19 protein-coding genes and 1 pseudogene are annotated in these 24,000 nt (G+C 45.6%); 12 read left to right on the top strand and 8 right to left on the bottom strand.

The window, feature by feature from the left end:
* The first annotated feature begins 75 nt into the window (after positions 1–75).
* The 3 genes and pseudogenes from JGK22_RS20920 to JGK22_RS33320 all read left to right on the top strand — a co-directional run.
* Positions 76–195: a type II toxin-antitoxin system HicB family antitoxin gene (locus JGK22_RS20920; protein WP_293190444.1), complete on the top strand. Its 120-nt coding sequence runs from the start codon at positions 76–78 to the stop codon at positions 193–195.
* Positions 196–254: 59 nt separating this feature from the next.
* Positions 255–461 (top strand): hypothetical protein, encoded by a 207-nt coding sequence (locus tag JGK22_RS20915; protein WP_293177287.1) that lies wholly within the window; start codon positions 255–257, stop codon positions 459–461.
* Positions 462–532: 71 nt separating this feature from the next.
* A pseudogene (locus tag JGK22_RS33320) lies at positions 533–808 on the top strand (type II toxin-antitoxin system PemK/MazF family toxin); the annotation flags it as partial.
* 68 nt (positions 809–876) lie between these two features.
* Here the strand turns inward: JGK22_RS33320 and JGK22_RS20910 are convergent.
* The 5 genes from JGK22_RS20910 to JGK22_RS20890 form a co-directional block, all read right to left on the bottom strand.
* The gene (locus JGK22_RS20910) at positions 877–1,194 is read right to left on the bottom strand and encodes an RNA-binding protein (RefSeq protein WP_293177289.1); all 318 of its coding nucleotides are present in this window, start codon (positions 1,192–1,194) and stop codon (positions 877–879) included.
* 5 nt (positions 1,195–1,199) lie between these two features.
* Positions 1,200–1,601 (bottom strand): hypothetical protein, encoded by a 402-nt coding sequence (locus JGK22_RS20905; RefSeq protein ID WP_293177292.1) that lies wholly within the window; start codon positions 1,599–1,601, stop codon positions 1,200–1,202.
* The gene (locus JGK22_RS20900) at positions 1,576–1,773 is read right to left on the bottom strand and encodes a hypothetical protein (RefSeq protein WP_293177295.1); all 198 of its coding nucleotides are present in this window, start codon (positions 1,771–1,773) and stop codon (positions 1,576–1,578) included. Before JGK22_RS20900 ends, JGK22_RS20905 begins: the two co-directional genes overlap by 26 nt.
* A 293-nt stretch (positions 1,774–2,066) precedes the next feature.
* Positions 2,067–2,753, bottom strand: coding sequence for a class I SAM-dependent methyltransferase (locus JGK22_RS20895; RefSeq protein ID WP_293190443.1), 687 nt, complete (start codon positions 2,751–2,753; stop codon positions 2,067–2,069).
* Positions 2,754–2,856: 103 nt separating this feature from the next.
* Positions 2,857–3,231, bottom strand: a complete 375-nt coding sequence (locus JGK22_RS20890; protein WP_293177300.1) for a DUF1257 domain-containing protein — start codon at positions 3,229–3,231, stop codon at positions 2,857–2,859.
* A gap of 295 nt (positions 3,232–3,526) precedes the next feature.
* On the opposite strand from JGK22_RS20890, the gene JGK22_RS20885 reads away from it, so the two are divergent.
* The 4 genes from JGK22_RS20885 to JGK22_RS20870 all read left to right on the top strand — a co-directional run bounded on the left by JGK22_RS20885 (position 3,527) and on the right by JGK22_RS20870 (position 9,487).
* Entirely contained in the window at positions 3,527–4,318 is a 792-nt protein-coding gene (locus JGK22_RS20885) for a hypothetical protein (RefSeq protein ID WP_293313548.1), read from the top strand.
* Complete coding sequence (locus tag JGK22_RS20880; protein WP_293212140.1) at positions 4,263–4,718, top strand: hypothetical protein; 456 nt, start codon at positions 4,263–4,265, stop codon at positions 4,716–4,718. Before JGK22_RS20885 ends, JGK22_RS20880 begins: the two co-directional genes overlap by 56 nt.
* Positions 4,719–5,457: 739 nt before the next feature.
* On the top strand, positions 5,458–7,836 hold the full coding sequence (locus tag JGK22_RS20875; protein ID WP_293207809.1) for a PAS domain S-box protein: 2,379 nt from the start codon (positions 5,458–5,460) through the stop codon (positions 7,834–7,836).
* The gene (locus JGK22_RS20870) at positions 7,826–9,487 is read left to right on the top strand and encodes an EAL domain-containing protein (protein WP_293177312.1); all 1,662 of its coding nucleotides are present in this window, start codon (positions 7,826–7,828) and stop codon (positions 9,485–9,487) included. Before JGK22_RS20875 ends, JGK22_RS20870 begins: the two co-directional genes overlap by 11 nt.
* A 362-nt stretch (positions 9,488–9,849) precedes the next feature.
* Here the strand turns inward: JGK22_RS20870 and JGK22_RS20865 are convergent, their stop codons facing one another.
* Positions 9,850–11,166, bottom strand: a complete 1,317-nt coding sequence (locus tag JGK22_RS20865; protein WP_293313545.1) for a J domain-containing protein — start codon at positions 11,164–11,166, stop codon at positions 9,850–9,852.
* Positions 11,167–11,829: 663 nt separating this feature from the next.
* Here JGK22_RS20865 and polA point away from each other — a divergent pair.
* From polA to JGK22_RS20845, 4 genes are all read left to right on the top strand, one after another.
* A complete protein-coding gene (gene polA, locus JGK22_RS20860; protein ID WP_293313551.1) occupies positions 11,830–14,979 on the top strand; it encodes a DNA polymerase I in 3,150 nt (1,049 codons plus the stop codon).
* A 13-nt stretch (positions 14,980–14,992) separates the two neighbouring features.
* Positions 14,993–15,565: a thermonuclease family protein gene (locus JGK22_RS20855; protein WP_293190440.1), complete on the top strand. Its 573-nt coding sequence runs from the start codon at positions 14,993–14,995 to the stop codon at positions 15,563–15,565.
* Positions 15,566–16,579: 1,014 nt separating this feature from the next.
* Entirely contained in the window at positions 16,580–17,104 is a 525-nt protein-coding gene (locus tag JGK22_RS20850; protein ID WP_293177321.1) for a hypothetical protein, read from the top strand.
* Between the two features lie 684 nt (positions 17,105–17,788).
* Positions 17,789–19,510: an ATP-binding protein gene (locus JGK22_RS20845; protein ID WP_293177324.1), complete on the top strand. Its 1,722-nt coding sequence runs from the start codon at positions 17,789–17,791 to the stop codon at positions 19,508–19,510.
* A gap of 528 nt (positions 19,511–20,038) precedes the next feature.
* On the opposite strand, the gene JGK22_RS20840 is transcribed toward JGK22_RS20845, so the two are convergent.
* Positions 20,039–20,245 (bottom strand): type II toxin-antitoxin system Phd/YefM family antitoxin, encoded by a 207-nt coding sequence (locus JGK22_RS20840; RefSeq protein ID WP_293177327.1) that lies wholly within the window; start codon positions 20,243–20,245, stop codon positions 20,039–20,041.
* A 302-nt stretch (positions 20,246–20,547) separates the two neighbouring features.
* Here JGK22_RS20840 and clpB point away from each other — a divergent pair, with 302 nt between their 5' ends.
* Positions 20,548–23,163, top strand: coding sequence for an ATP-dependent chaperone ClpB (clpB, locus tag JGK22_RS20835; protein ID WP_293190437.1), 2,616 nt, complete (start codon positions 20,548–20,550; stop codon positions 23,161–23,163).
* Between the two features lie 345 nt (positions 23,164–23,508).
* On the opposite strand, the gene JGK22_RS20830 is transcribed toward clpB, so the two are convergent.
* On the bottom strand, positions 23,509–23,673 hold the full coding sequence (locus JGK22_RS20830; RefSeq protein ID WP_293177333.1) for a hypothetical protein: 165 nt from the start codon (positions 23,671–23,673) through the stop codon (positions 23,509–23,511).
* Positions 23,674–24,000 lie beyond the last annotated feature (327 nt).

Below are 24,000 nucleotides of genomic sequence, written 5' to 3'. Positions count from 1 at the left end.
ACCCAACCCAAATTTTGTAAGAAACCCGGTTTCTTAGCCTTTGCATACTTCCCAGAAACCGAATTGGAGAATCAATTGAAAATCAAAATTATCATTCACGAAGCAGAAGAAGGCGGATACTGGGCAGAAGTTCCTGCTATTCCTGGCTGTGCAACAGAGGGAGAAACCTTCGAGGAACTACTGCAAAACCTCTAGGTCGCGATCGAAGGTTGCCTTGTTGAACTAAAATAAAATATCCCCAGATATTTTCAGCTATGAACACAAAACTCATTGAATCCTTAGTACAAATCATTCAGACGCTCTCAGAAGAGGAGCAATTGCTAATCAAAGCAAAATTGTTTAGCAACATCCCCTATCCTTCTACTGTGGAAATAACCCAGTTAGCCCAAAGCGGGAGAGCATTTCAATTCCTGCACGATGAACCTGATATTTACAACCTTGAAGATGGAGAGCCAATTTAGTGAAGCTAAAAAAAGGAGATATTGTTTTAGCTGAATTTCCCTTTACAGATTTGAGTTAGAAAAAGTTACGTCCGGCTTTAGTGCTGTGGGCAAGTTCAACTATAGATGAAATTACTATCTGCTTCATTTCTTCGCAAAATGTCACTAGCCTAAGTTCAGATGAATTTACTTTAAATGCTTCCGATCCAGAATTTTTTAGTACGGGATTAAGAGTATCTTCTAAAGTTAGAGTGACTCGGATTGTCAGCCTTGAACAGAGATTAATCGTGAGACGATTGGGCGAGTTAGAAAGTCAGCAAATGCAGCAATTGAATGCAACTATAATACAAGCATTTCAATTAGTATAGCCTTGTTGAGTCTCGCGCGCTTGCCGGAAACGATCGCAAATCCCTGCAATAAAAGTTTCGCCATGATTTCAAACCAGCACCGGACGACTTCTCAGCGGCACAAGAATTTCATGCAAAACACTAGGCTTCGCACTAAGATATACTTCACCACAATTACCCTCGTTATATCCGACAACAATAGCCCCGATCGCACTACCGATTTCAGGATACATCTCTTCACTCATCTCTCCCTCATCCAAAAAGTCTGGAATTTTAATCAAACCTTTGACACCATCTTCACCAATATTAACAAACACTCCAAAGGGAGCATGATATTCAACTTTACCCAGCAAAAACTGCCCCAATCTGTACTTTAATTTAATTTGTTCCCAGCTTTGACTATCCATAATATTCACTGTGGTTTGAGGACTCGTGGAAATTGGTTGAGTATGGCAAACAAGCGTTGAGGTACAATTACCTCAATTCGCTCGTAACCGTCTTTTTCATCATAGCGATATTCCAGCGACTTGAAATACTGCTCATAACTTGACCGATCAATTGAAACCTCCAGTATCCCTTCTTTATAGCTTTGATTATACTCTTCTGCAATACTTCGATCGTTGGGGCCGGCAAAATAGCAATTTCCATCGACATAAGGAGGATTGTAGGGAAAATCGACTGGTTGAAATCCCTCTTTCAGTAATTTCTGACCTTTGCGTTTTTGAGGTGCTTTGTAAATCGTAATGATTTGGGGGGATTGTGACTGACTAGGTTCCATGTAAAATGCTTCAAATCTCCCTACACTTTCCTTCACTAAATGCTTGTTCTGCTTGTCGAATCAAGGGGTCAAATTTGCCTGCTTTCAAATCCTCTTCGATTTGCCGATCCCAAAGAGATTCTTGGAACTCTTCAAGCCATTCAAAAAACTCTGCGAGTTCATTTTGTGGAAGTTCCCTTACTGCTGTCTTGAGTTCTGTAATGTTCATGGGTAAGTAATTTTTTTCGTAATATTCGTTTACCTGTTTGCTCTAATTATATAGCATCGATCGACATCACCGACCTTCGCCATCACATTATACCAAAGGGTGCATCTCACTTTTGAAGAGGGCGAAGCATGACCGCATATAAGTTATTAGTTATAATTTTATATTGACTGCGGTCATGCTTCGCCCCTACAAACATATTTGCTTGCATTGAGATGCACCCATACCAAATCTCCTTCTATTACCTCTCTTCAGTCTCGCGTTTCGCCGACTTGGTTGTTCCTGTAGAAGTGATTTCAATCGTCTGGTGACTGACAAATTAGTAGCATGGAAAGAGGAATCTTCGTCTGTGGATGTATCGGTTCCTGGAATTCGCACACTCTCCAGCCGGATTCCGATACTTGTTGAAACCAGGAACTAACTGTGCGGAAATACCAGGGCATCGGCTCTCGAAAAGCTCCGCCGAAATTGTCGAAAGTCTCGATTTTCCATCCGTCAACATAGGGCTGTTGCTGACACGCTGTGAATGGATGAACTGTCTGGATTAACAAATGTCCGTCTGAGACTGTGGCTTGGCGTAACGATCGCAATAAATCTCCAATTTCCTCGCCGAGTAGCGAAAAATTGCAGACAATCCCATCGTAGGATTGACCGAGTATCCCTGGATTGGCAATAATCTCATCGTAGCCGATCGCCCGAAAACAACCGCTGCTTTTCTCACGAGCGCGATCGATCAAACCACGGGAAGCATCAACTCCAACCACCTCTACACCGTGCTTTGCTAAGGCGCGCCCCAGCCAACCTTCACCGCATCCGACATCCAGCACTCGCCGATGCCCGTAGCGCAGCACAGCTTGTAGAATAGCCTCATCCGTTGCTGCGCGGCGACTTTCGATCGAATTTTGCTCGATCGCCCGCGTCCATGCGTCAGCATTAGCTTCCCAACTCTGTTGAATTTGTTGTTCAGGGCGATCGCATTTCATGGTAATTCTATTCTTGGTACTAAGACTTACGAAGAAATCTGATTTTGAATCCGATTCTGCGTAAGTCCTGAGTATATAAAAACGAGTTCAGAAAGAGCGATTCTTAAACCCATCTACCCACAACAACCCTCACCGTTCCATCCGCCAAAGTTTCCTCTTCTTCCACATTAAAACCCTCAGACTCCACCGCCGCCATCAAACTTTTGCGCGCGTATTTCTGACTGATTGAATTAACAAAATCCTGCTGGTTAATGCGAGCGCCCCAAAAATCCGCCACCAATTCATAATCCTCTCCGCTGCGCCGAAAACCCAAATCGTAACCGTTCGACTGCCGAATCACGTACTCGGCATTAGTTTTCTCGCCATGATAACCCCGCACCTGCACATTGCACTCTACTTGATAACCCAACTCTTCCAACACTTGATGCAGCAGTTCGCCGTTTTTGATCTGAACCTTGATCGTTGTGAAGTGTGACATATCACTTTCGGATTTTTGTGTGAAACGCTGATTTGATTATAATAACATAAATAGCAACAGTCAATAAGTTAGGACTTACGCTATTTAACCCGATATTTACGAAATATTGCGGGTTTTGCTTTTTTTGCGCCTGCAATTAAACCCGGTTTCTGGCAGCTTGGTACCCAGCGTCATGCCCTTGCCAAAATTTAAGTTTTAAATCGCTCTACCGATTGTCAACTTTCGTGTCTCGCCAGTTAATTACCAATTCCCCAATTTCCCAATCTAAAATCTAAAATCTAAAATCTAAAATGGTATGATTTCCGACAATTCTAACCAACCCAAAGAATATGATGCCGTCCTCGGCGGCCAAAGTCAAATCCCGATCGCCGCCGCCGTTTTGGGAGGCATCGCCGGAGTCAAGCAGCGCTTGCACAGTCCTAGTGTCGAGCCACGCATGGCCGCCGTTAAAGATGCTCCTAAATACGGAGACGCCGGTTTGAATTTAGCAATTGCAGCCCTGCTAGATCCCGCACCAGAAGTGCAGCGAGTTGCTTATTCAGTTTTGCGACAAAGGACAGAACCTTTTGTCCGCCAAGCTTTAACAGAATTCGTGCCTTACCAGTTGTTTGACTGCATCCGCACTGTGAAAACTGGGACAAATGTAGCGATTAGTCCCGGAGGATCTCGCACGGCGAGTTTGCACAGCAAAATAATTAGAATTTGCGATTTAGAGACAGGAGAAATACTCTATACTGTAGACAAGTATCCCCGCGCTCAAGAAACTTTTGTTCTTTGCCAAGAAACCGAAGTTTTTGTCAGGAGCAGAAATCTTCCGAAACACCGCGCGATCGAAATTTGGCAGGGAGGAGAATTGCTGCATACTTCCCTCGGACACGAAGGAGAAATTACGGCAATTGTCATCAGTCCCGACAGTCGAGTTATCGCCACGGGTTCGGCAGATACTACAATCAAAATTTGGGATTTAGAGAGCGGAAAGTTAATTTGTACTTTTGGCAGTCATTTAACTTGGGGAGCTCATAAAGGAGGAATTGCGAGTTTGGCTTTTAGCCCGATCGCACCAACTCTCGCGCTTCAGCAGTTCTGATGGTACCATTAAAATCTGGAACCTCGGCAGCCGAGAATGCTCCCAAACAATTAAAGGTTATGCCAATTGTCTAGCTTTCAGTCGAGACGGGCAGACTTTGGCTGCTGGCGGCTGGGACAGAAACATTCAACTGCGCCAGCTATCGCATCCGGATAGTCCAATAACTTTGGCAGGGCATTTTAACTCGATAAATGCGATCGTCTTTAGTCCCGACGGGCGCACTGTTGTCAGTGCTAGCGCCGATGGTAATCTCAAATTATGGAATGCCCGCACTGGCGAACAAATTCACACTCTCGGCGGACATCAAAACTCTGTTACTTGTCTTACTTTTAGCAGCGATGGCGAAACTATTATCAGCGGCAGTTTAGACAAAACTATCAAATCTTGGGGAATTAATTGAAGGCAGAAGGAATAAGAAATAACGCAGAAGTCAGAAGGAAGGGCAATATCAAATCCGCCCTTCATCGTCCTGTATTCATCTCTCTTATCTCCCTCTGTGTTCTCTGTGTTCTCTGCGGTTAAATAATTCCGATGCAACCGGAAACGATATAACATCTCTGGGAACAGTAAAAACCGTTTGTTACTCTTCCCAGAGCGTCCCGGCACACCAAAGCTGATATACATATAGCGAGTGTCCCGCACACCAAAACACCGTGTAAAAGCAAAACACAGATGTGGCCCTTGGAAAAAGCAAGAGGAAATGACGAAGAGGGAAGGGGCAATCGACAATCGACGGCATGGGGCAAGTGCAATGCGAGAACTTCCTAACCGTCGGGCCCGGTGGTTATATTTCAAAATTCGCGATTTCCGATTCCTAGGTGCGTAAATATACGCAAGCAAATATAATAACTTTATAATTCTAGGTCTTGTGCAAGCCGAGGATTGCGAAACTTCTTTTTGCACTACTACACATACTTAGGGTAAAAGTATCGATTCGCAACCATTATTCAGCTTGTTGTCAATTTCTGAATAGTCGCCACACAACCGGGCAAGCCACGATTTATGAATCCTTGACACTAGCTTGAAATTATCGAATCTTCCTCAGATGAGTATCGCAACGAACTGTAATATTTGATTGAAAAAGTTTATGCTTAAAAGATAGGCAGGGGTTAAATATAACAGTGCTTCCCTGAGTAACCATGTCACACTGCAACCAATCCATCTATGCTTCCAGCAATGCCACAGAAATCTGCGGTACTACTGCCAGTTGGCAGGAAAAAGCCGATCGACTAACGGTAGAATTAGGCAACACGCGCGATCGGCTTCAGGCAGAAATCGATCGCCTGAAACAAGACAACCAAACCCTGCACGCCGCTGTCAGTTGTGCTCCAGTTTTCCTGTGGGCAACCGACAAAGACGGCAGGTTAACCCTTGCAGCAGGCAAAGGATTGGAAAATTTGGGGCTCGAACCGGGTGAGGCTGTCGGAGAGTCGATTTTTGCAGTTTACAGCCAGCCAGATATCTTAGAAAATATTGCCCAGGTACTAGCAGGAAACGATCGCACTTGGAATGCCCAACAGGGGGATTTTATTCACGAAATTCGATCGGCACCGCTGCAAGACGCAAACGGCGAAGTTGTCGGGGCTGTCGGTGTTTCTACTGATATTACCGAGCGCGAGCGAGCCATGACAACTCTCTCTCTTTCAAATCAAGAATTAGAAGACAAACTTACTCTGCAAACGGCAGTCTCGAATGCAGCACTAGCCGAAAGCGAAAAAAAGTACCGCAACCTCGTAGAAACCTCCCAAGAGTTGATTTGGTCGATCGACATTCAAGGCATCTTGACTTTTGTCAATTCCGCCGCCAAAAGGATCTACGGTTACGAACCCCTAGAAATGATCGGTCGTCGCTTTGCAGATTTTTTGATTAAAGAAGAAAAAGCCAGACAAATAGAAATATTTGCCCAACTCTTAGCAAGAACCAGCCTTCAGCCACAAACCCCTAATTTGCCTTACGAAATAGTACACATCCGCAAAGACGGTACCGCCGTCCACCTGCGCGTCAACAGCATCGTCAACCAAGCTGAAAACGGCGCTATTTTAGGCCTGTGCGGAACGGCGACAGATATTAGCGATCGCAAGCGCTCCGAAGAAGCACTCCAAGAAGCTACAGACCAACTTCGCGCCGTCTTGGATGCCGTACCCGGACTGATTTCTTGGGTCAGTTCAGATTTGCGGTATATTGGAGTCAACCAGCACTTAGCAACCTCGTTCAAACGGTCTCCTGAAAGTTTTGTCGGGGAAGAAATCAACTTTCTCGACAAAGGCTCAACTTTTGGACAACTGATCCGAAACTTTTTTCACAGTTCATGTCAGCAAACCTCCCAAGAAATAGATATAGAAATTAACGGCTTAGCCTGCAATTATTTAATAGTAGCTCAAAAATATCATCAAGGAACCGCAGCAGTTTCCGTAGGAATAGACATTACCGAGCGCAAGCGCGCCGAAGCTCAAAAAAGCCAATTAATCGTTTCTTTGCAAGAGTCTGAATGCAAATTTCGGAGCCTTTACGAAGCCACCAGCGACGCAGTAATGCTGATCGAAGAAGACAATTTTTTTGACTGCAACCTCGCCACCCTAGCAATTTTTGGTTGCAGCAATCAAGAACAGTTTTACGGCAAGAAACCTAGCGAATTCTCCCCGGAATTTCAGCCTAACGGACAAGACTCGTGCAGTCTAGCAACACAAAAAATATCCGCAGCAATGCAAACAGGTAGCTGTCGCTTTGACTGGGTGCACAAACGGCTAGACGATTCAGAATTTCCCGCAGAAGTGCTGTTAAATGCAATGGAAATTAACGGTAGAAAAATAATTCAAGCAGTAGTGCGGGACATTACAGATCGCAAGCGCGACGAAGATCGCATCAAAGCATCCCTCGCAGAAAAAGAAGTCCTCCTCAAGGAAATTCACCATCGCGTCAAAAACAACCTTCAAGTTATTTCGAGTTTGCTCAAACTTCAGTCCCGCTACATCCAAGACAGTCGCGTTAGTGAAATGTTAAAAGAAAGTCAAAACCGAGTCAGATCGATGGCCATGGTGCACGAACAATTGTATCAATCCAAAGACTTGTCAAACATTGATTTTGCTGAATACATCCAAAATCTTGCCCACAATTTATTCCAAGCTTATGAAATTGATACAGAAGGCGTGAAGTTGCAAACAAATATTGCGCCGTGTTCTATGAATATTGATACGGCAGTTCCTTGCGGGTTAATTATCAACGAGCTTGTGACAAACTCGCTCAAGTATGCTTTTACAGGACAAACTCAAGGTAAAATAAAAATAGATTTTACTTTAGATAATAACCGGGTTTGCGTGCTAGCTGTGAGCGACAGTGGAATTGGTTTCCCTCCAGACTTAGATTATCGAAATGCCCGAACATTGGGTTTGCGACTGGTCGGGTCTTTGGTCAAGCAAATTCGGGGTAAAATAGAACTGTTAGAAACGGCTGGCACGAATTTTAAAATAACATTTTCCAAGCAAAATAGCACTTTAAGGAGACAACTTAATGTCAAATAAAAAAATTCTGATAGTTGAGGACGAAAGCATCATTGCGGAAGACATTTCCGACAGTTTAATATCTAGAGGGTATAGCATAACAGGTATTGTGTATTCCGGAGAAGAAGCGATTGAATCCGCAGCCGAATTCAGACCAGATTTAGTTTTGATGGATGTTAACCTCCAAGGAGAAATCGACGGAATTACAGCAGCAGAAGAAATTCGATCGCGCTTTCAGATTCCGGTAGTTTATTTGACAGCTTATGCGGACGAAAACACTTTACGGCGCGTCAATGCAACGAAACCTTTCGGCTATATTGTGAAACCATTTGAAGAAAAAAACTTGCACACAACTATTCAAATAGCTCTCCACCGACATCAGCATGACTGCTTGACAAACTTGCCAAATCGTTCGCTGTTACGAGAGCAGCTAAGTCTGCTATTAGACAAGCAAAAAGAATTGCCCGAAATGATTCCCGTTGTCATTCTTAGTTTAGATAGAATTAACCGGATTAACAGTACCTTGGGGCACGATATCGGCGACTACGTACTTTGCAAAGTTGCTGAGCGGTTGAGCAACTGCACGGAGAAGATTAATATTGTGGCTCGTTTGGAATCTGCCGAATTTGCAATTGTTCTCGAACCAGTTGCCGAAAAACAGGATGCTGCCAAGATTGCTCGAAACATTTTAGATATTGTAGCCCAAGCTATGATTGTCAAAGGCTCGGAACTCTATGTCACGGCAAGTATGGGCATTTCTTTGTCTCCTGGCGACGGCAACGATGGAGAAGAACTGCTAAAAAATGCTTATACAGCTATGTACAATTCTCAGGAAAAAGGTGGCAACAAGTATCAGTTTTATACGGCAAAAGTTGCGAATAATTATATCAATAAATTCACTCAAGAGACTTGCCTGCGTAATGCTTTAAAACGCTCGGAATTTGAAGTTTACTATGAGCCACAAATAGAAATTAAAACCGGAAAAATTATTGGTGCTGAAGCTTTGGTGCGCTGGAACCATCCAAAAAGGGGCAGAGTTTCCCCTGCGGAATTTATTCCCATGGCTGAAGAGATGGGCTTGATTGCACCGCTGGGCGAATGGGTGTTAGAGACGGCTTGCAGGCAAACTAAAGCTTGGCAAACAGAGGGTTTGCCTCCGCTGCGGGTAGCAGTCAACGTATCAGCCCGCCAGTTCGATCGCAAAAATTTGACCGAGAGAGTCAGCCAGATATTAAGAGAAACTCATCTAGATCCTAAATGTCTGGAATTAGAATTGACGGAAGGTTTAGTTTTGCAAGATGAAGCGGCAGCAGCTCAAGCTTTTACTGTGTGGAGAGATATGGGGATTAGGATAGCAATTGATGATTTTGGCACGGGATATTCTTCTTTGAGCTATCCGAAACGCTTGCCGTTTGATGCGCTCAAAATTGATAAGAGTTTTATTCGCGATATTGCTGACGATCGCCAAAATGCTGCGATTACAATAGCGATTATTCAAATGGCGCACTCCATGAATATGACTGTGATTGCTGAGGGGGTAGAAAATCAGCGGGAACTTTCTTTTTTGTGTGCACACGATTGCGACGAAATTCAAGGTCATTTTTTCAGTCAGGCTTTGCCAAAGGCTGAGTTTGAAGTGCTGCTCAAAAGCGATAAGTGCTGGAATTTTTAGGCATTGGGAATTGGGCATGGGGCATGGGGGATTGTTCAACAGTTGACAGTTGACTGTTGACTGTTGACTGTTGACTGTTTGATAGCGATCTTTACCTTTAAGTCCGAGGATTGGAGTAATGAATAGTCTAATACCATTTTTATAAAATTGTGCAATACGCTTGACCCCCCCTAGCCCCCCCTTGTAAAGGGGGGGACAAGAATACTGTTGCTTTTTTTTAATTGGTATAATTTTAATTTCTCCCGATCGGGGTTGGGGCTTTTAACCAATTCTTTCTGGTAATTTTCCGCAATGACTAATGACTAATGACTAAGAGGGCGGGCACTCAAGGCCGGGCCCCTACCAACTGACAACTTACTAATTTAAAAGATTCGCCCAACCAGCCAATTTCCCAGCCACAACCCGAAACCAGAAGTAGCCACTAACAGGATAAATGTGTAAAGCCCGCCATTGCCGATCGACCTTTCACCAGCTACCATCCGCGCCACAACTCCCGCAATAATCCCGATCGCAGCCCAAGCCCCATAAACAGCCTTAGAGCCCGCGATAGCCAAGGCTTGGGCGAAATCCCCCGAACCCTGCCCAGTCAAAGCCCCCGCCCACGCACCAATCAAGAGCCCGATCGCACCTCCAAGCCCGACGGGCCCACCAGAATGTACGCCTAGTTCCGCCGCCAGCCCGCACATCAAGCCCACAATCCCCCAACAAACCGCCTCCACTAACACCTTCAGCCAATTACCGGAACCCGTTCCAGCCATCAATCCCACCACTGTCAGCACTCCCGCTGCTGCCAAAACTACAGCCACGGCCCGGGACTGGGCCTCTGAACTGGCGATCGCCCCCAAACCAGCCCCAACTAGCGCCCAAGCAGCCCCTGTTGCGATTCCTCCCGCCTGAAAACCGGCGATCGACCCCCCCACCGTCCCAGCCAAAACTAACGCCGCCAGCCACACTCTAGGCGTTGCCGAACCCTCCGCCAGCAAAATCGCGGCCCACAACCAATCCGCACCCCAGATTAAAGTCAACATCCACATTGGGGCGTCAAATTTCGTCAAAATGTAGCCTGTCACAGCGTAACTCCCAACTGCGATCGCCAACGGCCCCCAAGGGAAGATGGAATATTTTTGAGATAGCCGCGGTTGTGAGTATGGAGTCGGAAATTCTTTTTTCCGGTTCGGGGTAAGGTAGGCATATTTTTGAGATGGCCGCGCTTCCCTCGCCACGGTGGGCCCCGATGGCTTTTTCCCCCCCCACGTTTGGCGATTTTGAGTTGTAAATCGTTTCTTGTTTTTCGGGTTGTTTGGAGTGGAAATTTTGTGGGATGCGGCTTTTTTTTGCCGGCTTTGAGTGCGCTGGGAACCGGGCTTGCGGGCTGATTTTGCCGATCGCCTTCTCAGCGGCTTTTCGGGCGGCTTTTCTGGTGGTGATGGTTGCGGTGGCTGCTGAGATGGTTTGTCGATCGCCGGAGGTGGAGGCTGACTGAGAAATAACACCAACTCGTCGTAAGCTTGATTGATTTCTGTTAATCTTTGTTGGGCTTTTTGTTGCAGGCGATCGTTGTGTGCAAACCGATCGGGATGCCACACAAAGGCTAAATCCCTGTAAGCGCGCTTAATTTCTTCTGGGGAAGTTCCAGGCTCTATTTCGAGGATTTCGTAGCATCGATTAATGTCACCCATAAGCTTCGATCGGCTGGTGTTGTTCAACAGTTGACAGTTGACAGTTGACAGTTGACAGTTTGAGAGCTACCTCAACCGCTTAACTCCGAGGATTGGAGTAATGAATAGTCTGATTTTAATTTCTCCCTCAAAGCGAGAGACTTTCAATTAATTCTTTCTGGTAAATTTGCGATCGTACTTAACTACCAGCCGGGAAGTCTAAGGGTATATTCAGAGGGGGATGAATCTCAATTGCTGCGCGAAGTACCCCCGAATGAATTACCGCGCTTGATGAAAGGCTCGTCGGATGGAGGAACGGAAGCCGACAATTATTCTTGTACACCCCTTGATGAAGAGGAAATACTCTGATACTATATTAGTCAAGTGGGGGTGGAACTACCTCACTATAAAAAGCCTTTGAAAAAAAGGAAAAAGAAGCCTGCGGTCTAACTGTACCCAGTTGACCGCCAGATTCGTTCACTATCTTCTACCATTCTCAGCCAAGCTGCACATTAAGCCGATCGAGCGATTTGAGATTTGAGATTTTGGATTTGAGATTTTAGATTTGGAAAGTAGTTATGATATAAGGGTTTCGAGCTTTTTTAACGTTGCGTTCGGTTTTAAAAAAGGTATGACAACTGGGTAGAATGGAAAAATAGTTTCGGGCGATCGCCATCTGTGTCAGTGTCGGAAAATCAACCTCCCACCTTCATCTTAGTTGACGGCCACTCCCTGGCCTTTCGTTCCTACTTCGCCTTTGCCAAAAGTCGAGACGGAGGCTTGCGAACTACCACAGGCATTCCCACCAGCGTCTGTTTTGGCTTTCTCAAGTCGCTGCTGGAAGTCATGGCCGCCCACGATCCCCAGTACATGGCGATCGCCTTTGACCTCGCCACGCCCACTTTTCGCCACGAAGCAGACGAAACCTACAAAGCCGGTCGTGCCGAAACCCCCGAAGATTTTATCCCGGATCTCAAAAACCTGCAAAAACTCCTGGGCTATCTCAATTTACCAGCAGTCACCGCTCCGGGCTACGAAGCCGACGATGTTTTGGGAACTTTGGCGAACAAAGCCAGCGCCGCGGGTTATGCGGTGAAAATCCTGACGGGCGATCGAGATTTGTTTCAATTAGTAGAAACCGAGAAACACATCAGCGTATTGTACTTGAGCACGGATGAACTCAGGCGATCGGGCAAAGGAAAATCCCAAGAATACGGCCCGGAAGCAGTCAAAGAAAAACTCGGAATTATACCAGCACAAGTAATAGATTACAAAGCCCTCTGCGGCGACAAATCCGACAACATTCCCGGAGTCAAAGGCATCGGCGACAAAACCGCCCTGCAATTGTTGGAAGCTTACAATTCCCTCGACGGCATCTATGCTGCGATCGACGAGATTAAAGGCGCAACTAAGAAAAAGTTGGAAGAAGGGAAAGAAGCTGCCTATCATTCTCAGCGCATGGCGACAATTATTCAAGAAGTTCCCTTAGAAATCAACTTAGAAGATTGTCAGCTTAAAGGTTTTGACGAAGCAGCATTGATTCCGATGCTGGAAAAGTTAGAATTTAAAACATTTTTAACCAAAGTCAAACAAATTCAAAAGCGTTTTGGCGGCACAGAAGAGCCATTGGCGGACAGTGGAACAGGCATCTTGCCTGTTTCTTTGGGCGGGCAAGATGCCCAACCCACAATCAATTCCTCAGACAGTGGAACAGGCATCTTGCCTGTTGCTTCGGGCGGGCAAGATGCCCACCCCACAATCAATTCCTCAGACAGTGGAACAGGCATCTTGCCTGTTGCTTCGGGCGGGCAAGATGCCCACCCCACAATCAATTCATCTGAAGATGAAGCATTAGCTTTCTACAGTCTTAAAGAAACCCTAGCCGCTCAACAAGCAAACCAACTACCAATTAAACCGCGAATCATTCAAACAACCGAACAGTTAAACGAATTAGTCCAACTCCTACAAACCCACACCGATAAAGCCTCGCCCGTGGCGTGGGATACCGAAACCACCGCCTTAGAACCGCGAGATGCCGAATTAGTCGGAATTGGCTGCTGTTGGGGAACCGGAGAACAAGATTTAGCTTACATTCCCACGGGACACAAAACCGGCACAAACTTGGACAAAGCCACGGTTTTAAATGCTTTGCGTCCGATTTTGGAAAGCGAGAATTATCCCAAGGCGCTGCAAAATGCTAAATTCGATCGCCTAATATTGCGCTGTCAAGGAATCAAACTCGCCGCCGTCGTCTTCGACACCATGCTAGCCAGTTACGTACTCAACCCAGAAACCAGCCACAGTCTCAGCGAATTGTCAAAGAAATACTTAGTCGATTCAGAAGAAAATCACAGTGTCAGCGAACCATTAAGGGAATACTTACGCCATAATCCCAAAAGTTACAATCAATTAGTACCTAAAGGCAAAACAATTGCTGACATCAGCATTCCGAAAGTAGCTGGCTACTGCGGCATGGATGTTCACACTACATTTCAATTAGTAGGTAAACTTAGAGCCGAATTGGATAAAGCGGATAAAAATGCGCCATCTGAAAATTCTCTGCATCGATTGCTGCTGGAAGTAGAACAGCCCCTCGAACCTGTTTTAGCTGAAATGGAATACTGCGGAATTCGCATTGATTCAGCTTATCTCAATACCTTATCCCAAGAGCTAGAAATAAAATTAGCCAAACTCGAAGAAAATACCTATGAGGCTGCGGGAAGAAAGTTTAATTTAGGTTCACCGAAACAACTCAGCGAAATCTTGTTAGAAAAAATCCCCGAACAGTTTCAGAAAAAGTCTCGCAAAACCAAAACGGGATACTCTACAGACGCCGCTGTTTTGGATAAATTGCAAGGAGACCACCCGATTGTAGACGATTTATTAGAACACCGAACATTATCCAAATTAAAATCAACTTACGTCGATGCTTTGCCGCAGTTGGTGCGTGCAGATACCGGGCGAGTGCATACAGATTTCAACCAAGCTGCAACGGGTACGGGCCGACTTTCTTCTTCCAATCCCAATTTACAAAATATTCCGATCCGCACCGAGTTTTCGCGGCAAATTCGCAAGGCTTTCTTACCTGAGTCTGGTTGGCTGATGGTGTCGGCTGACTATTCTCAAATTGAACTGCGAATTTTGGCTCATTTGAGTCAAGAACCTGTGTTAATCGAAGCTTACAACAATAACCGAGATGTGCATACTCTGACGGCTCAACTGCTGTTTGAAAAGGAGGATGTCACGCCGGATGAACGGCGGTTTGGGAAAACGATTAATTTTGGGGTAATTTATGGTATGGGGGCGATCAAGTTTGGTCGTTCGATGGGCAAATCTTCCGCAGACGGTAAAAAGTTTATTGAACGATTCAACCAGCGTTACAGTAAAGTCTTTGAATTCTTGGAAAAAGTAAAAAAAGAGGCGATCGCCCTAGGCTACGTTTCCACTATACTAGGCCGCCGCCGCTACCTCAACTTCGAGAGCGACACAATCCGCAGGTTAAAAGGCAGCAACCCGGAAGACATTCACTCCGATAGACTTAAATCTCTCAGCAGAGATGACGCCCAATCTTTGCGCGCCGCAGCAAACGCTCCCATTCAAGGCTCAAGTGCTGATATCATTAAACTTGCCATGATTGAGGTAGACAAAATTTTGCAAAACTATCAGGCGCGGCTGCTGCTGCAAGTTCACGATGAATTAATATTTGAAGTCCCTCCCGATGAATGGGAAGAATTGCAGCCAAAAATTAGAACGGCGATGGAAAGTGCTCTGCCGCTTAGCGTACCCCTGATAGTTGATATCCACGCGGGGCAAAATTGGATGGAAACTAAATAAAAAAAAGAAAACCATGACACAAAATAAAATCTCCCTTTCGCCTACAATCACCAGCTTGAGCGCAGTTGCTCTGCTTTTCCTACTCTCCGGCTGTCCGCAAAAGCTACCGCCCAACAATTATGCTGTCAAACGAGTCAGCGACGGCGATACTCTTGTCGCCAGCGATGCCGCCGGCAAAGATATTAAAGTGCGTTTTGCCTGCGTAGATGCACCAGAAATTGCTCACACTAACGCCGAAAAAAATAGCAAAAAAGCAGCATATAAAAATCAGTTTAAGTGGGGTAATCTAGCCGAGCAAAGAATGCAGCAACTCGTCAAAGAAGGGGGCGGTCGCGTCGTTTTGACAGTCACTGATACTGACCGCTATGGCCGTAAAGTTAGCGAAGTTCGCTTGCCAAATGGCACATTTGCTCAAGAAGTTTTGCTGCGCGAAGGATTAGCAATGGTTTACACTCCATACTTAAAAAACTGTCCGAGTGCAACTGTTGTGCAACAAGCGGAAGCCGAAGCCAAGAAAAATCGCCGCGGTATTTGGGGAGATTCTAAGTTTGTGCCAGCTTGGGATTTTCGGCACAGCGATAAATGAAGGAAGAAGGAAGAAGGAAGAAGGAAGAAGGAAGAAGGAAGTAAATGTAGGGTGCGTCGCCACGAACAACTCTCGTTGCTATTGAGAGATCTCATAGCGACGCACCCTACCACTTATAACTTCCACAAGTTTGTGGGATGGGCGTCCCGCCCGCCCTTTTTGGACGGGCGGGACGCCCATCCCACAATAATAATAATTAAAATTGTAAATTATTTAATTCGCTATCCTAAGGAAGTAAATATAGGGTGCGTCGCCACGAACAACTCTCGTTGCTATTGAGAGATCTCTGATAGCGACGCACCCTACCACTTATAACGGGGATAAATAACCCGGATTTGGTATTATAGGGTAAATGATGTACTCAATCAAACTTCAAAAGCTTAGCAATACAGGTTTCGGTGTACCCAAATTTTTTGAAAAAGGCGATCGCAAAAAAATCAACCTATGTGTATATTGACATCAGCAAAATTATGTTGTTGGTGTGGTATCTGCGAAGCTTTATCAGACATTTGAGAAACCAGGTTTCTAGACACCGATGCGGAGCATCCTAATTTAGTACAATACAACGAGGATGAGGTTCTGCTCGTAGTGTCCGCAATCTGTGGAATTTGGGCAATAGCTGATATCAAATCCGCCCTTCATCGTCCTGTATTCATCTCTCTTATCTCCCTCTGTGTTCTCTGTGTTCTCTGCGGTTAAATCATTCCGATGCAACCGGAAACGATATGACGGCAGATTCATCCAAGGTCAGACATGAGTTCGAGGGGAGCATCTCACTTTCGCAAAAAGCATTTTTTTTACAGTGCTGTCCTCGAAGAGCGTGCTTTACAAAGCTTTGCTGTGCTCCCGACAGCACTACAAATGCAAAACCCAGATGTACCCAGTTCGATCGCATTTTTAGGCGACTTTTTTTTGGGAAAAGTCAACAAATGTGATAGGCTCCAGATAAATCAATAGACTGCCACGAAAAGCGGTCTATTGCAATCACCCAGAAATTAGTTTGAGGGGACATCAATGAATATCAAACATCTGACTATCTCCGGGATTGCACTGCTGTTGGGTACTGCAATCGTAGGAAATGCTATTGCTCAAGAACTAACCAACGAGCAAAAAACTGTTACTTGTCGCTTGAAAACAGAAGTTGACCAGCGTTCAAGCAACGGTCAAAAATTGGTGTTTTGGCCATTGATAGGCACTGTTCGCAAACAAGTTTCATCTCCTTTTAGAGCAACGCTGCATCCAGATATTGAGTATGTTTTTGTAGCCACTTGCGACGGAAATTGCCAGGATTTAAACCTAACCCTCAAGGATGTCAACACTGGCCAAGAAATCGGTACGAGTCAAAAGACGGGCGAACTGGTATCAATCTCTTTTACTCCGCCATCCCAAGGGGAATATCAAATCACTGCCAAGCCTGGCGAATGTACGAAGGAAGAGGGTTGCAGTTTTGGTATGGGAATCTTCGTTCCTGCCTCTGCTACCGTACCTAATGCTTCAAAACTTCCTGCTGAATTAGCACAATTTCGACTTTGCCAGTAGAAGAATAGCGATAAGTTGGGGATCATCTCATTTTGGCAAAAAGCTTTTTTTGTTGTAGTGCGAGCTTAAGAGCTCGCTTGGTTTTAACAGCAAGCGAGCGGGGACAGCACTACAAACTCCAAACTGAGATGCTCCCATAAGTTGATAAGTTGTGAGTTGCGAGTAGAGTAGAGGCTTGAATCGCCAATCAAATTTATAACTCGCAACTTATCACTCGCTACTTATAGCGGTTCTCCTAAATATGAGTTATGCCAAATTCTGATACGATCGCCCTGAGAGCACACACGGAGAGCGTCTTTACCGGACAGAAGCCTCAGGCAGCCTATAGGAAAGGAACTATCGCTTACCTTTTTCCCCATTACCAATTACCTTTTTCTCAATTACCCTTTACCATAAGCGTGCCAGATCTATCTGAGAAAGGCTATATATAGCAACCGCCCGACGGTGAGGACGTTCCTAATGTCTTAAACCCTGGCTTTTATTGCTTCTTGCTTCTGCCTTCTTGCTTGTGCCATAATTTTTTAACCATAACTCCCCCAAACTGTAAAGCAGGTCGAGGTGTGGAACCCTGCAAAGACCCCATAACTGCCGAAAATTGGCCCTTTGCCAGAACTTTATTTACCCTCAGGCAGGCATCAATTAGAATAATAGATAATGCCCCTCAGGGTGACGAGTATATTGCCCATGTCTTCAACCTTAGCCTCGAACAATCAATCCCAGAACAATTCTCAAATAGGTTTTAAAAGTCTGTTGGGCCGCTTGGGTATCAGGCAAAAAATCGGGTGCGGATACGCCTTGGTCATTGGTATTGCCATTTTGGGCGCCGCCGGGGGACGGGGAGTAGAGTCATATCACAAACAGCAAGTGAGAGAAAAACTCGCGATCGACCGAGATAAAGCCGAAATCCTCACCAATCTGAATAATAGCGCCCAGGAAGTCAGAATTCACCAGCAATCACTGCTGAATCTGACGGGACAACCGCAAATTTTCGATCGCGAACGATCGGACTTTTTGACTCGCGTTGCTCAGATGAGCGGACAGCTAGAACAACTGCAAAGCCAATCGCCGTCGGCTTCTGCCGATGTTACAAAAGATTACCAAGAGATTCAAGAGTTCGCCAAAGCCCACAGCAAAACCGTAGAAGCTTACTTCCAACAAGTCCAGAAACTGCTGGGGAATGCCAAGTTATCTGGTTTGAATCCGCAGCAGCGGCAGGTATTCCAGCGGAATTTGAATAATTTTGCCACGGGGAACAACGCTTTTAAACTCGAACAGTTTTCGCAAGATTCAGCCAAACTGGCTGGCACTTTTCGAGACAAAGCAGACGAGGCATTTAGAACCTACGAGAAAGCTGAACAACTCGGAACTCTGATTCTGCTTGGTTCTCTGTTGGCATCAGCGATTATCGCCACCTTACTGGCAATATACACCAGCAGGGCGATCGCCCGACCACTACAAGCCGCCACCTTCATCGCTCAGCGAGTGTCAGAAGAATCGAACTTTGACCTGCAAGTACCCGTTACCACCTCCGACGAAGTAGGAATGCTGGCAATTTCGATCAACGAACTGATCCAAAGAGTCGCGGAATACACGGAAGACTTGCAAGAAGCAAAAATAGCAGCCGAAGCTGCCAACCGCTCGAAAAGTGCATTTCTCGCCAACATGAGCCACGAACTCCGCACCCCCCTAAACGCCATCATCAACTACAGCGAAATGCTGCAAGAAGATGCTCAAGATTCCGGCTCCGAAGACTTTCTCCCCGACTTAGAAAAAATTCAAACCGCAGGCAAACATTTGCTCGACATGATCAGCGATATCCTCGATATTTCTAAAATAGAAGCAGGTCATGTGACGCTTTATTTGGAACACTTCGATGTGGCGACGATGATTGAAGAAGTGATGACTACGGCTCAACCGCTAGTAGAGAAAAAAGGCAATGCTTTAAGGCTGCAAGCAAAAGGCGAACTCGGCATGATGTACGCCGACCAACCGAAAGTCCGGCAAATTCTCCTCAATTTGCTCAGCAATGCTGCCAAATTTACCGAAAAAGGCGTCATTACTATCGAGATAGAAAAAGTTAAAAATGAAAATCCAAAACCTAAGAAAAGGAATAAAAATAAAAATAATGCTGTTAATTCGGGTTCAAACTACAGTTCTCAATTTTTAATTTTTCGAGTCAGCGATACTGGGATTGGGATGACAGACGAACAATTAGAGCAGATATTTAAACCTTTTACTCAAGCTGATCCTTCGACTACTAAGAAGTACGGCGGGACGGGTTTGGGATTGACAATTAGCCAGCGTTTGTGTCAAATTTTGGGTGGCGAAATTAGCGTTGAAAGTGAGAACGGGAAAGGTTCAGTTTTTATTGTCAGTCTCCCGGAACGGGTGGTGATGCAGGCATGAAAACAGTTGACAGTTGGCAGTTGGCAGTTGGCAGTTGGCCGTAGGGGAGCATCTCACGCAAGGCGAATATATCCGTAGGGGCGAAGCATGACCGCAGAAAATATGGGATTATAACTAATAACTTATATGCGGTCATGCTTCTTCAGGCTTCAAAAACCAGATGCACCCGGCCGTAGGGTGCGTCGCCATCAACAATCCCTACAAAGATCAACAATCTCCGAGCGACGCACCTGACAAAATTAATCAGCAGTCATTAGTTGTTGTTATACACTGGAAAAATGGGCAAGTACAGAAACCGCCATATCGGGCGCGGACATCAATAGCTTGATGAATCGATCCCCGAACCCTATAGCATAAATGGAATAAGAATTAAATAACTTACAATTTTAATTATTGTGGGATGGGCGTCCCGCCCGTTCTTTATAGACGGGCGTCCCGCCCATCCCACAAGCTTGTGTAAATTATTTAATTCGCGATCCTAAGTGTAATGAATCAGGCGCGAAGCTGATTTTGACACGGATACACGGATTAATTATTGAGTAATCCTAACATTTTCTTCACTTCGGCTAAAGGCATATAAGGCTGATTTACATCTTCTTCTTTTGCCGCTCTCAAATCGATCAAATCTTCTATATCAGCAATTAATTCTTGCAGTGCTTCAAATTTTTCATAAAGAATCACGGCAAATTCTTTTTTGCCGTTTTTGGTGATAAATTCAGGATGTAATGGAATCATCTATATTTCGTCTCGGCGTTGAAATGTAAATAGTTTTTATATATTTGAGGACTTGAGTCCTCTGATTTTAGGCGGACTAAAGTCCTCACTACAAACCTGCGGACTAAAGTCCTCACTACAAACCTGCGGACTAAAGTCCTCACTACAAATCTATGCTGAAACACAGGGCGGAAATACCTATCTCAATATACGGGAACACCGATCGCCCGATCGCCCTTAACTCTCTACAATGACAACTATACGGGCAATCGAGCCATTGCCTTGACAGCAGTCATGTTTTTGAATTCAGGGAATTAAAATTTATGCAACCAAATAATCCGAACCAATTTACAGAAAAAGCCTGGGAAGCCCTAGCCCGCACTCCAGAAGTGGTCAAAACAGCCCAGCAGCAGCAGCTAGAAAGCGAACACTTGATGAAGGCGTTGCTGGAACAAGAATCGGGACTCGCTAGCAGCTTGTTTAACAAGGCGAAAGTGTCTGTAGCAAAATTGCGCGATCGCACTGATGAGTTTATCAGCCGCCAGCCCAAAATCTCTGGAAGCGGCGGCAATGTTTATCTCGGCCGTTCCCTGGACAGCCTGCTAGACAGGGCTGAAGCTTATCGCAAAGAGTACGGTGATGAATTTATCTCGATCGAGCATTTGATCCTAGGTTACGTTAAGGACGATCGCTTTGGCAAAAATCTACTGCAAGAATTTAAACTAGATGAAGCCAAGCTTAAAGACATCATCGCCCAAGTCCGGGGGAACAACAAAGTGACAGACCAAAATCCAGAAGGCAAATATGAAGCGCTGGAAAAATACGGCCGAGATTTGACAGAAGCCGCGCGTCAAGGCAAACTCGATCCGGTAATCGGACGAGATGACGAAATCCGCCGCACGATTCAAATTTTGAGCCGCCGCACCAAGAACAACCCCGTACTGATTGGGGAACCGGGAGTTGGCAAAACTGCGATCGCCGAAGGACTCGCCCAACGAATTATTACCGGAGATGTGCCGCAATCTCTCAAAGACAGACAATTAATTAGCTTAGATATGGGCGCGTTAATTGCCGGTGCAAAATTCCGGGGAGAATTTGAAGAACGGTTGAAAGCCGTGCTCAAAGAAGTTATGGACAGCAACGGCAAAGTCATCCTATTTATAGATGAAATTCACACCGTTGTCGGCGCTGGCGCCAGTCAAGGATCGATGGATGCTGGCAATTTGCTCAAACCGATGTTGGCGAGGGGCGAATTGCGCTGTATCGGCGCTACAACTCTCGACGAATACCGCAAGTATCTCGAAAAAGATGCGGCCTTAGAACGCCGTTTTCAACAAGTTTATGTCGATCAGCCGACAGTTGAAGATACTATTTCGATTTTGCGGGGTTTGAAGGAACGGTACGAAGTTCATCACGGCGTTAAAATTTCCGACAATGCGTTAGTGGCGGCGGCTACTTTGTCAACTCGATATATTAGCGATCGCTTCCTTCCCGACAAAGCCATTGATTTAATGGACGAAGCGGCGGCTAAACTCAAAATGGAGATTACTTCCAAGCCGGAAGAACTAGACGAAATCGATCGCAAGGTTTTGCAGCTAGAAATGGAAAGACTGTCGCTGCAAAAAGAAAGCAATGCTGCATCGATCGACCGTTTAGAAAGACTGGAAAAAGACTTAGCAAATCTCAAGGAACAGCAAAGCGGTTTGAACGCACAATGGCAATCGGAAAAAAGTGTCATCGACAGCATTCAAAAGATTAAAGAACAGATTGATAAGGTTAATATTGAAATTCAACAAGCTGAGTTAAAATACGACCTTAACCGCGCTGCTGAGTTGAAATATAGCAAATTAACCGAGTTGCAAAAAAAACTGGAAGAAGCGGAAGCTAAACTGACAGCAAGTCAAATTACAGGTAAAACTCTGCTGCGGGAAGAAGTCACCGAATCTGATATTGCCGAGATTATTTCTAAGTGGACGGGAATTCCGATTAGCAAGTTAGTTGAATCGGAAATGCAGAAACTTTTGCACTTGGAAGATGAACTGCACAAGCGGGTAATTGGGCAGGATGAAGCGGTGACGGCGGTTGCAGATGCAATTCAACGATCGCGCGCGGGATTGTCCGATCCCAACCGCCCGGTGGCGAGTTTCATCTTCCTCGGCCCCACGGGCGTTGGTAAAACCGAGTTGGCGAAAGCATTAGCATCATACCTGTTTGACACCGAAGAGGCGATCGTCCGCATTGATATGTCGGAATACATGGAGAAACACGCAGTTTCGCGCTTAATTGGTGCGCCTCCGGGATACGTCGGCTACGACGAAGGTGGACAATTAACTGAGGCTGTGCGCCGCCGTCCGTATTCGGTAATTCTATTCGATGAAATCGAGAAAGCGCACCCGGATGTCTTCAATATCATGCTGCAAATTCTGGATGACGGCCGCGTTACGGATGCTCAAGGTCACACGGTTGACTTTAAGAATTCTGTGATTATTATGACATCGAATGTCGGCTCTCAATACATTTTAGATGTGGCGGGAGATGAGGAACAAATGCGGAGTCGGGTGATGGAGGCGATGCGGGCTACTTTCCGCCCGGAATTCTTGAACCGGATTGATGAGATGATTATCTTCCACGGTTTGAGTAAGGCCCAATTGCGGCAGATTGTGCTGTTGCAAGTCAAGCGGTTGGAAAAACGTTTAGCCGATCGCAAAATGTCTCTGAAATTGTCGGAATCTGCGATCGACTTCTTAGCCGAAATCGGTTACGATCCGGTGTACGGTGCGCGCCCATTGAAGCGTGGAATCCAGCGCGAATTGGAAACGCAAATGGCGAAGGGTATTTTGCGGGGAGATTTTGTTGACGGCGATACCATTTTTGTCGATATCGAGAATGAAAGGTTGGCGTTTAAGCGGCTACCGGCGCAGTTGGTGACTGCGAAATAATCTTAGTAGGGTGGGCTGCGGCTCACCTTATTTTTTTTGCCGCAGATGTAGGCTGATAGACGCGGATGGACGCGGATAGGATTGGGCGCGATCGCGCTTAAGTGCGATCGCTTCTAGATTCATCCTTTTTCAACTCTTGACGCTCTCGAACAGATTTAGTCAGCAGGTACGTTGCCAAACTGCTAACGCTTTTTATGGGCGGGCTAGAAGCCCACCCCACAAGAAATAATTTTTATTGTGGAACAGGCCGGAAAGCCTGTTGCGATGTGAGTTTAACCGCCACTAAAGCCATTCGTTGCACTCCTAAACATCTCAAAACAGTCCACCTTACGCTGTGGCGATCGCTTAAGTGCGATCGCTTCTAGATTCTTCCTTTTTCTGCTCTTGGCGATCTCTGACAGCTTTAGCTGCCACATGGGAAAGCAGGTTTGCGAGGGTTCTATCTTCTTCTTCAGCCCATTCGGACAGGGCTTGATGAACGTCTTCTGGCAATGTAACTGTAACTCGCATACGTGAAGGTATTGAAGGCATTGGCTGACATAGATTTACTGCAACTGTCTTCAATTTTACACTCTCACGTCATTATATATAGTTTTGTGTCATTTTATGTTAAAAACATCTATTTATGCTATTAGTGTAATAGGGTTCAGACCCTAAAACGTCAGAAGCCAGCCCCTTACTGTGGAAGGTTCCGGGCTGGCTCTGGCTCCAAAAATATCAATGGAGACGAGTTCTATGTTGACCAAAGAGCGAGACGCAAGCCCCTGGCTTTAGACATGGGGATAAGTCGGTAGCGGTTTCAACCGCCTTCTGTATTTAACAAAGCTTAATAAAGAA

The sequence above is a fragment of the Microcoleus sp. PH2017_08_TRC_O_A genome (genome assembly GCF_020738665.1).
In the GTDB taxonomy this organism is placed as follows: Bacteria; Cyanobacteriota; Cyanobacteriia; order Cyanobacteriales; family Microcoleaceae; genus Microcoleus.
Note: the sequence above shows the minus strand (reverse complement) of the source record. Positions and strands in the feature narration are given on the sequence as shown.

What these genes read in the sequence shown, in the direction of transcription:
- JGK22_RS20915 (WP_293177287.1), top strand. Translation starts at nt 255, where the DNA reads ATGAACACAAAACTCATTGAATCCTTAGTACAAATCATTCAGACGCTC.
- JGK22_RS20910 (WP_293177289.1), bottom strand. Translation starts at nt 1,194, where the DNA reads ATGGATAGTCAAAGCTGGGAACAAATTAAATTAAAGTACAGATTGGGG.
- JGK22_RS20900 (WP_293177295.1), bottom strand. Translation starts at nt 1,773, where the DNA reads ATGAACATTACAGAACTCAAGACAGCAGTAAGGGAACTTCCACAAAAT.
- JGK22_RS20895 (WP_293190443.1), bottom strand. Translation starts at nt 2,753, where the DNA reads ATGAAATGCGATCGCCCTGAACAACAAATTCAACAGAGTTGGGAAGCT.
- JGK22_RS20890 (WP_293177300.1), bottom strand. Translation starts at nt 3,231, where the DNA reads ATGTCACACTTCACAACGATCAAGGTTCAGATCAAAAACGGCGAACTG.
- JGK22_RS20885 (WP_293313548.1), top strand. Translation starts at nt 3,527, where the DNA reads ATGATTTCCGACAATTCTAACCAACCCAAAGAATATGATGCCGTCCTC.
- JGK22_RS20875 (WP_293207809.1), top strand. Translation starts at nt 5,458, where the DNA reads ATGTCACACTGCAACCAATCCATCTATGCTTCCAGCAATGCCACAGAA.
- JGK22_RS20870 (WP_293177312.1), top strand. Translation starts at nt 7,826, where the DNA reads ATGTCAAATAAAAAAATTCTGATAGTTGAGGACGAAAGCATCATTGCG.
- JGK22_RS20865 (WP_293313545.1), bottom strand. Translation starts at nt 11,166, where the DNA reads ATGGGTGACATTAATCGATGCTACGAAATCCTCGAAATAGAGCCTGGA.
- JGK22_RS20855 (WP_293190440.1), top strand. Translation starts at nt 14,993, where the DNA reads ATGACACAAAATAAAATCTCCCTTTCGCCTACAATCACCAGCTTGAGC.
- JGK22_RS20850 (WP_293177321.1), top strand. Translation starts at nt 16,580, where the DNA reads ATGAATATCAAACATCTGACTATCTCCGGGATTGCACTGCTGTTGGGT.
- JGK22_RS20845 (WP_293177324.1), top strand. Translation starts at nt 17,789, where the DNA reads ATGTCTTCAACCTTAGCCTCGAACAATCAATCCCAGAACAATTCTCAA.
- JGK22_RS20840 (WP_293177327.1), bottom strand. Translation starts at nt 20,245, where the DNA reads ATGATTCCATTACATCCTGAATTTATCACCAAAAACGGCAAAAAAGAA.
- clpB (WP_293190437.1), top strand. Translation starts at nt 20,548, where the DNA reads ATGCAACCAAATAATCCGAACCAATTTACAGAAAAAGCCTGGGAAGCC.
- JGK22_RS20830 (WP_293177333.1), bottom strand. Translation starts at nt 23,673, where the DNA reads ATGCGAGTTACAGTTACATTGCCAGAAGACGTTCATCAAGCCCTGTCC.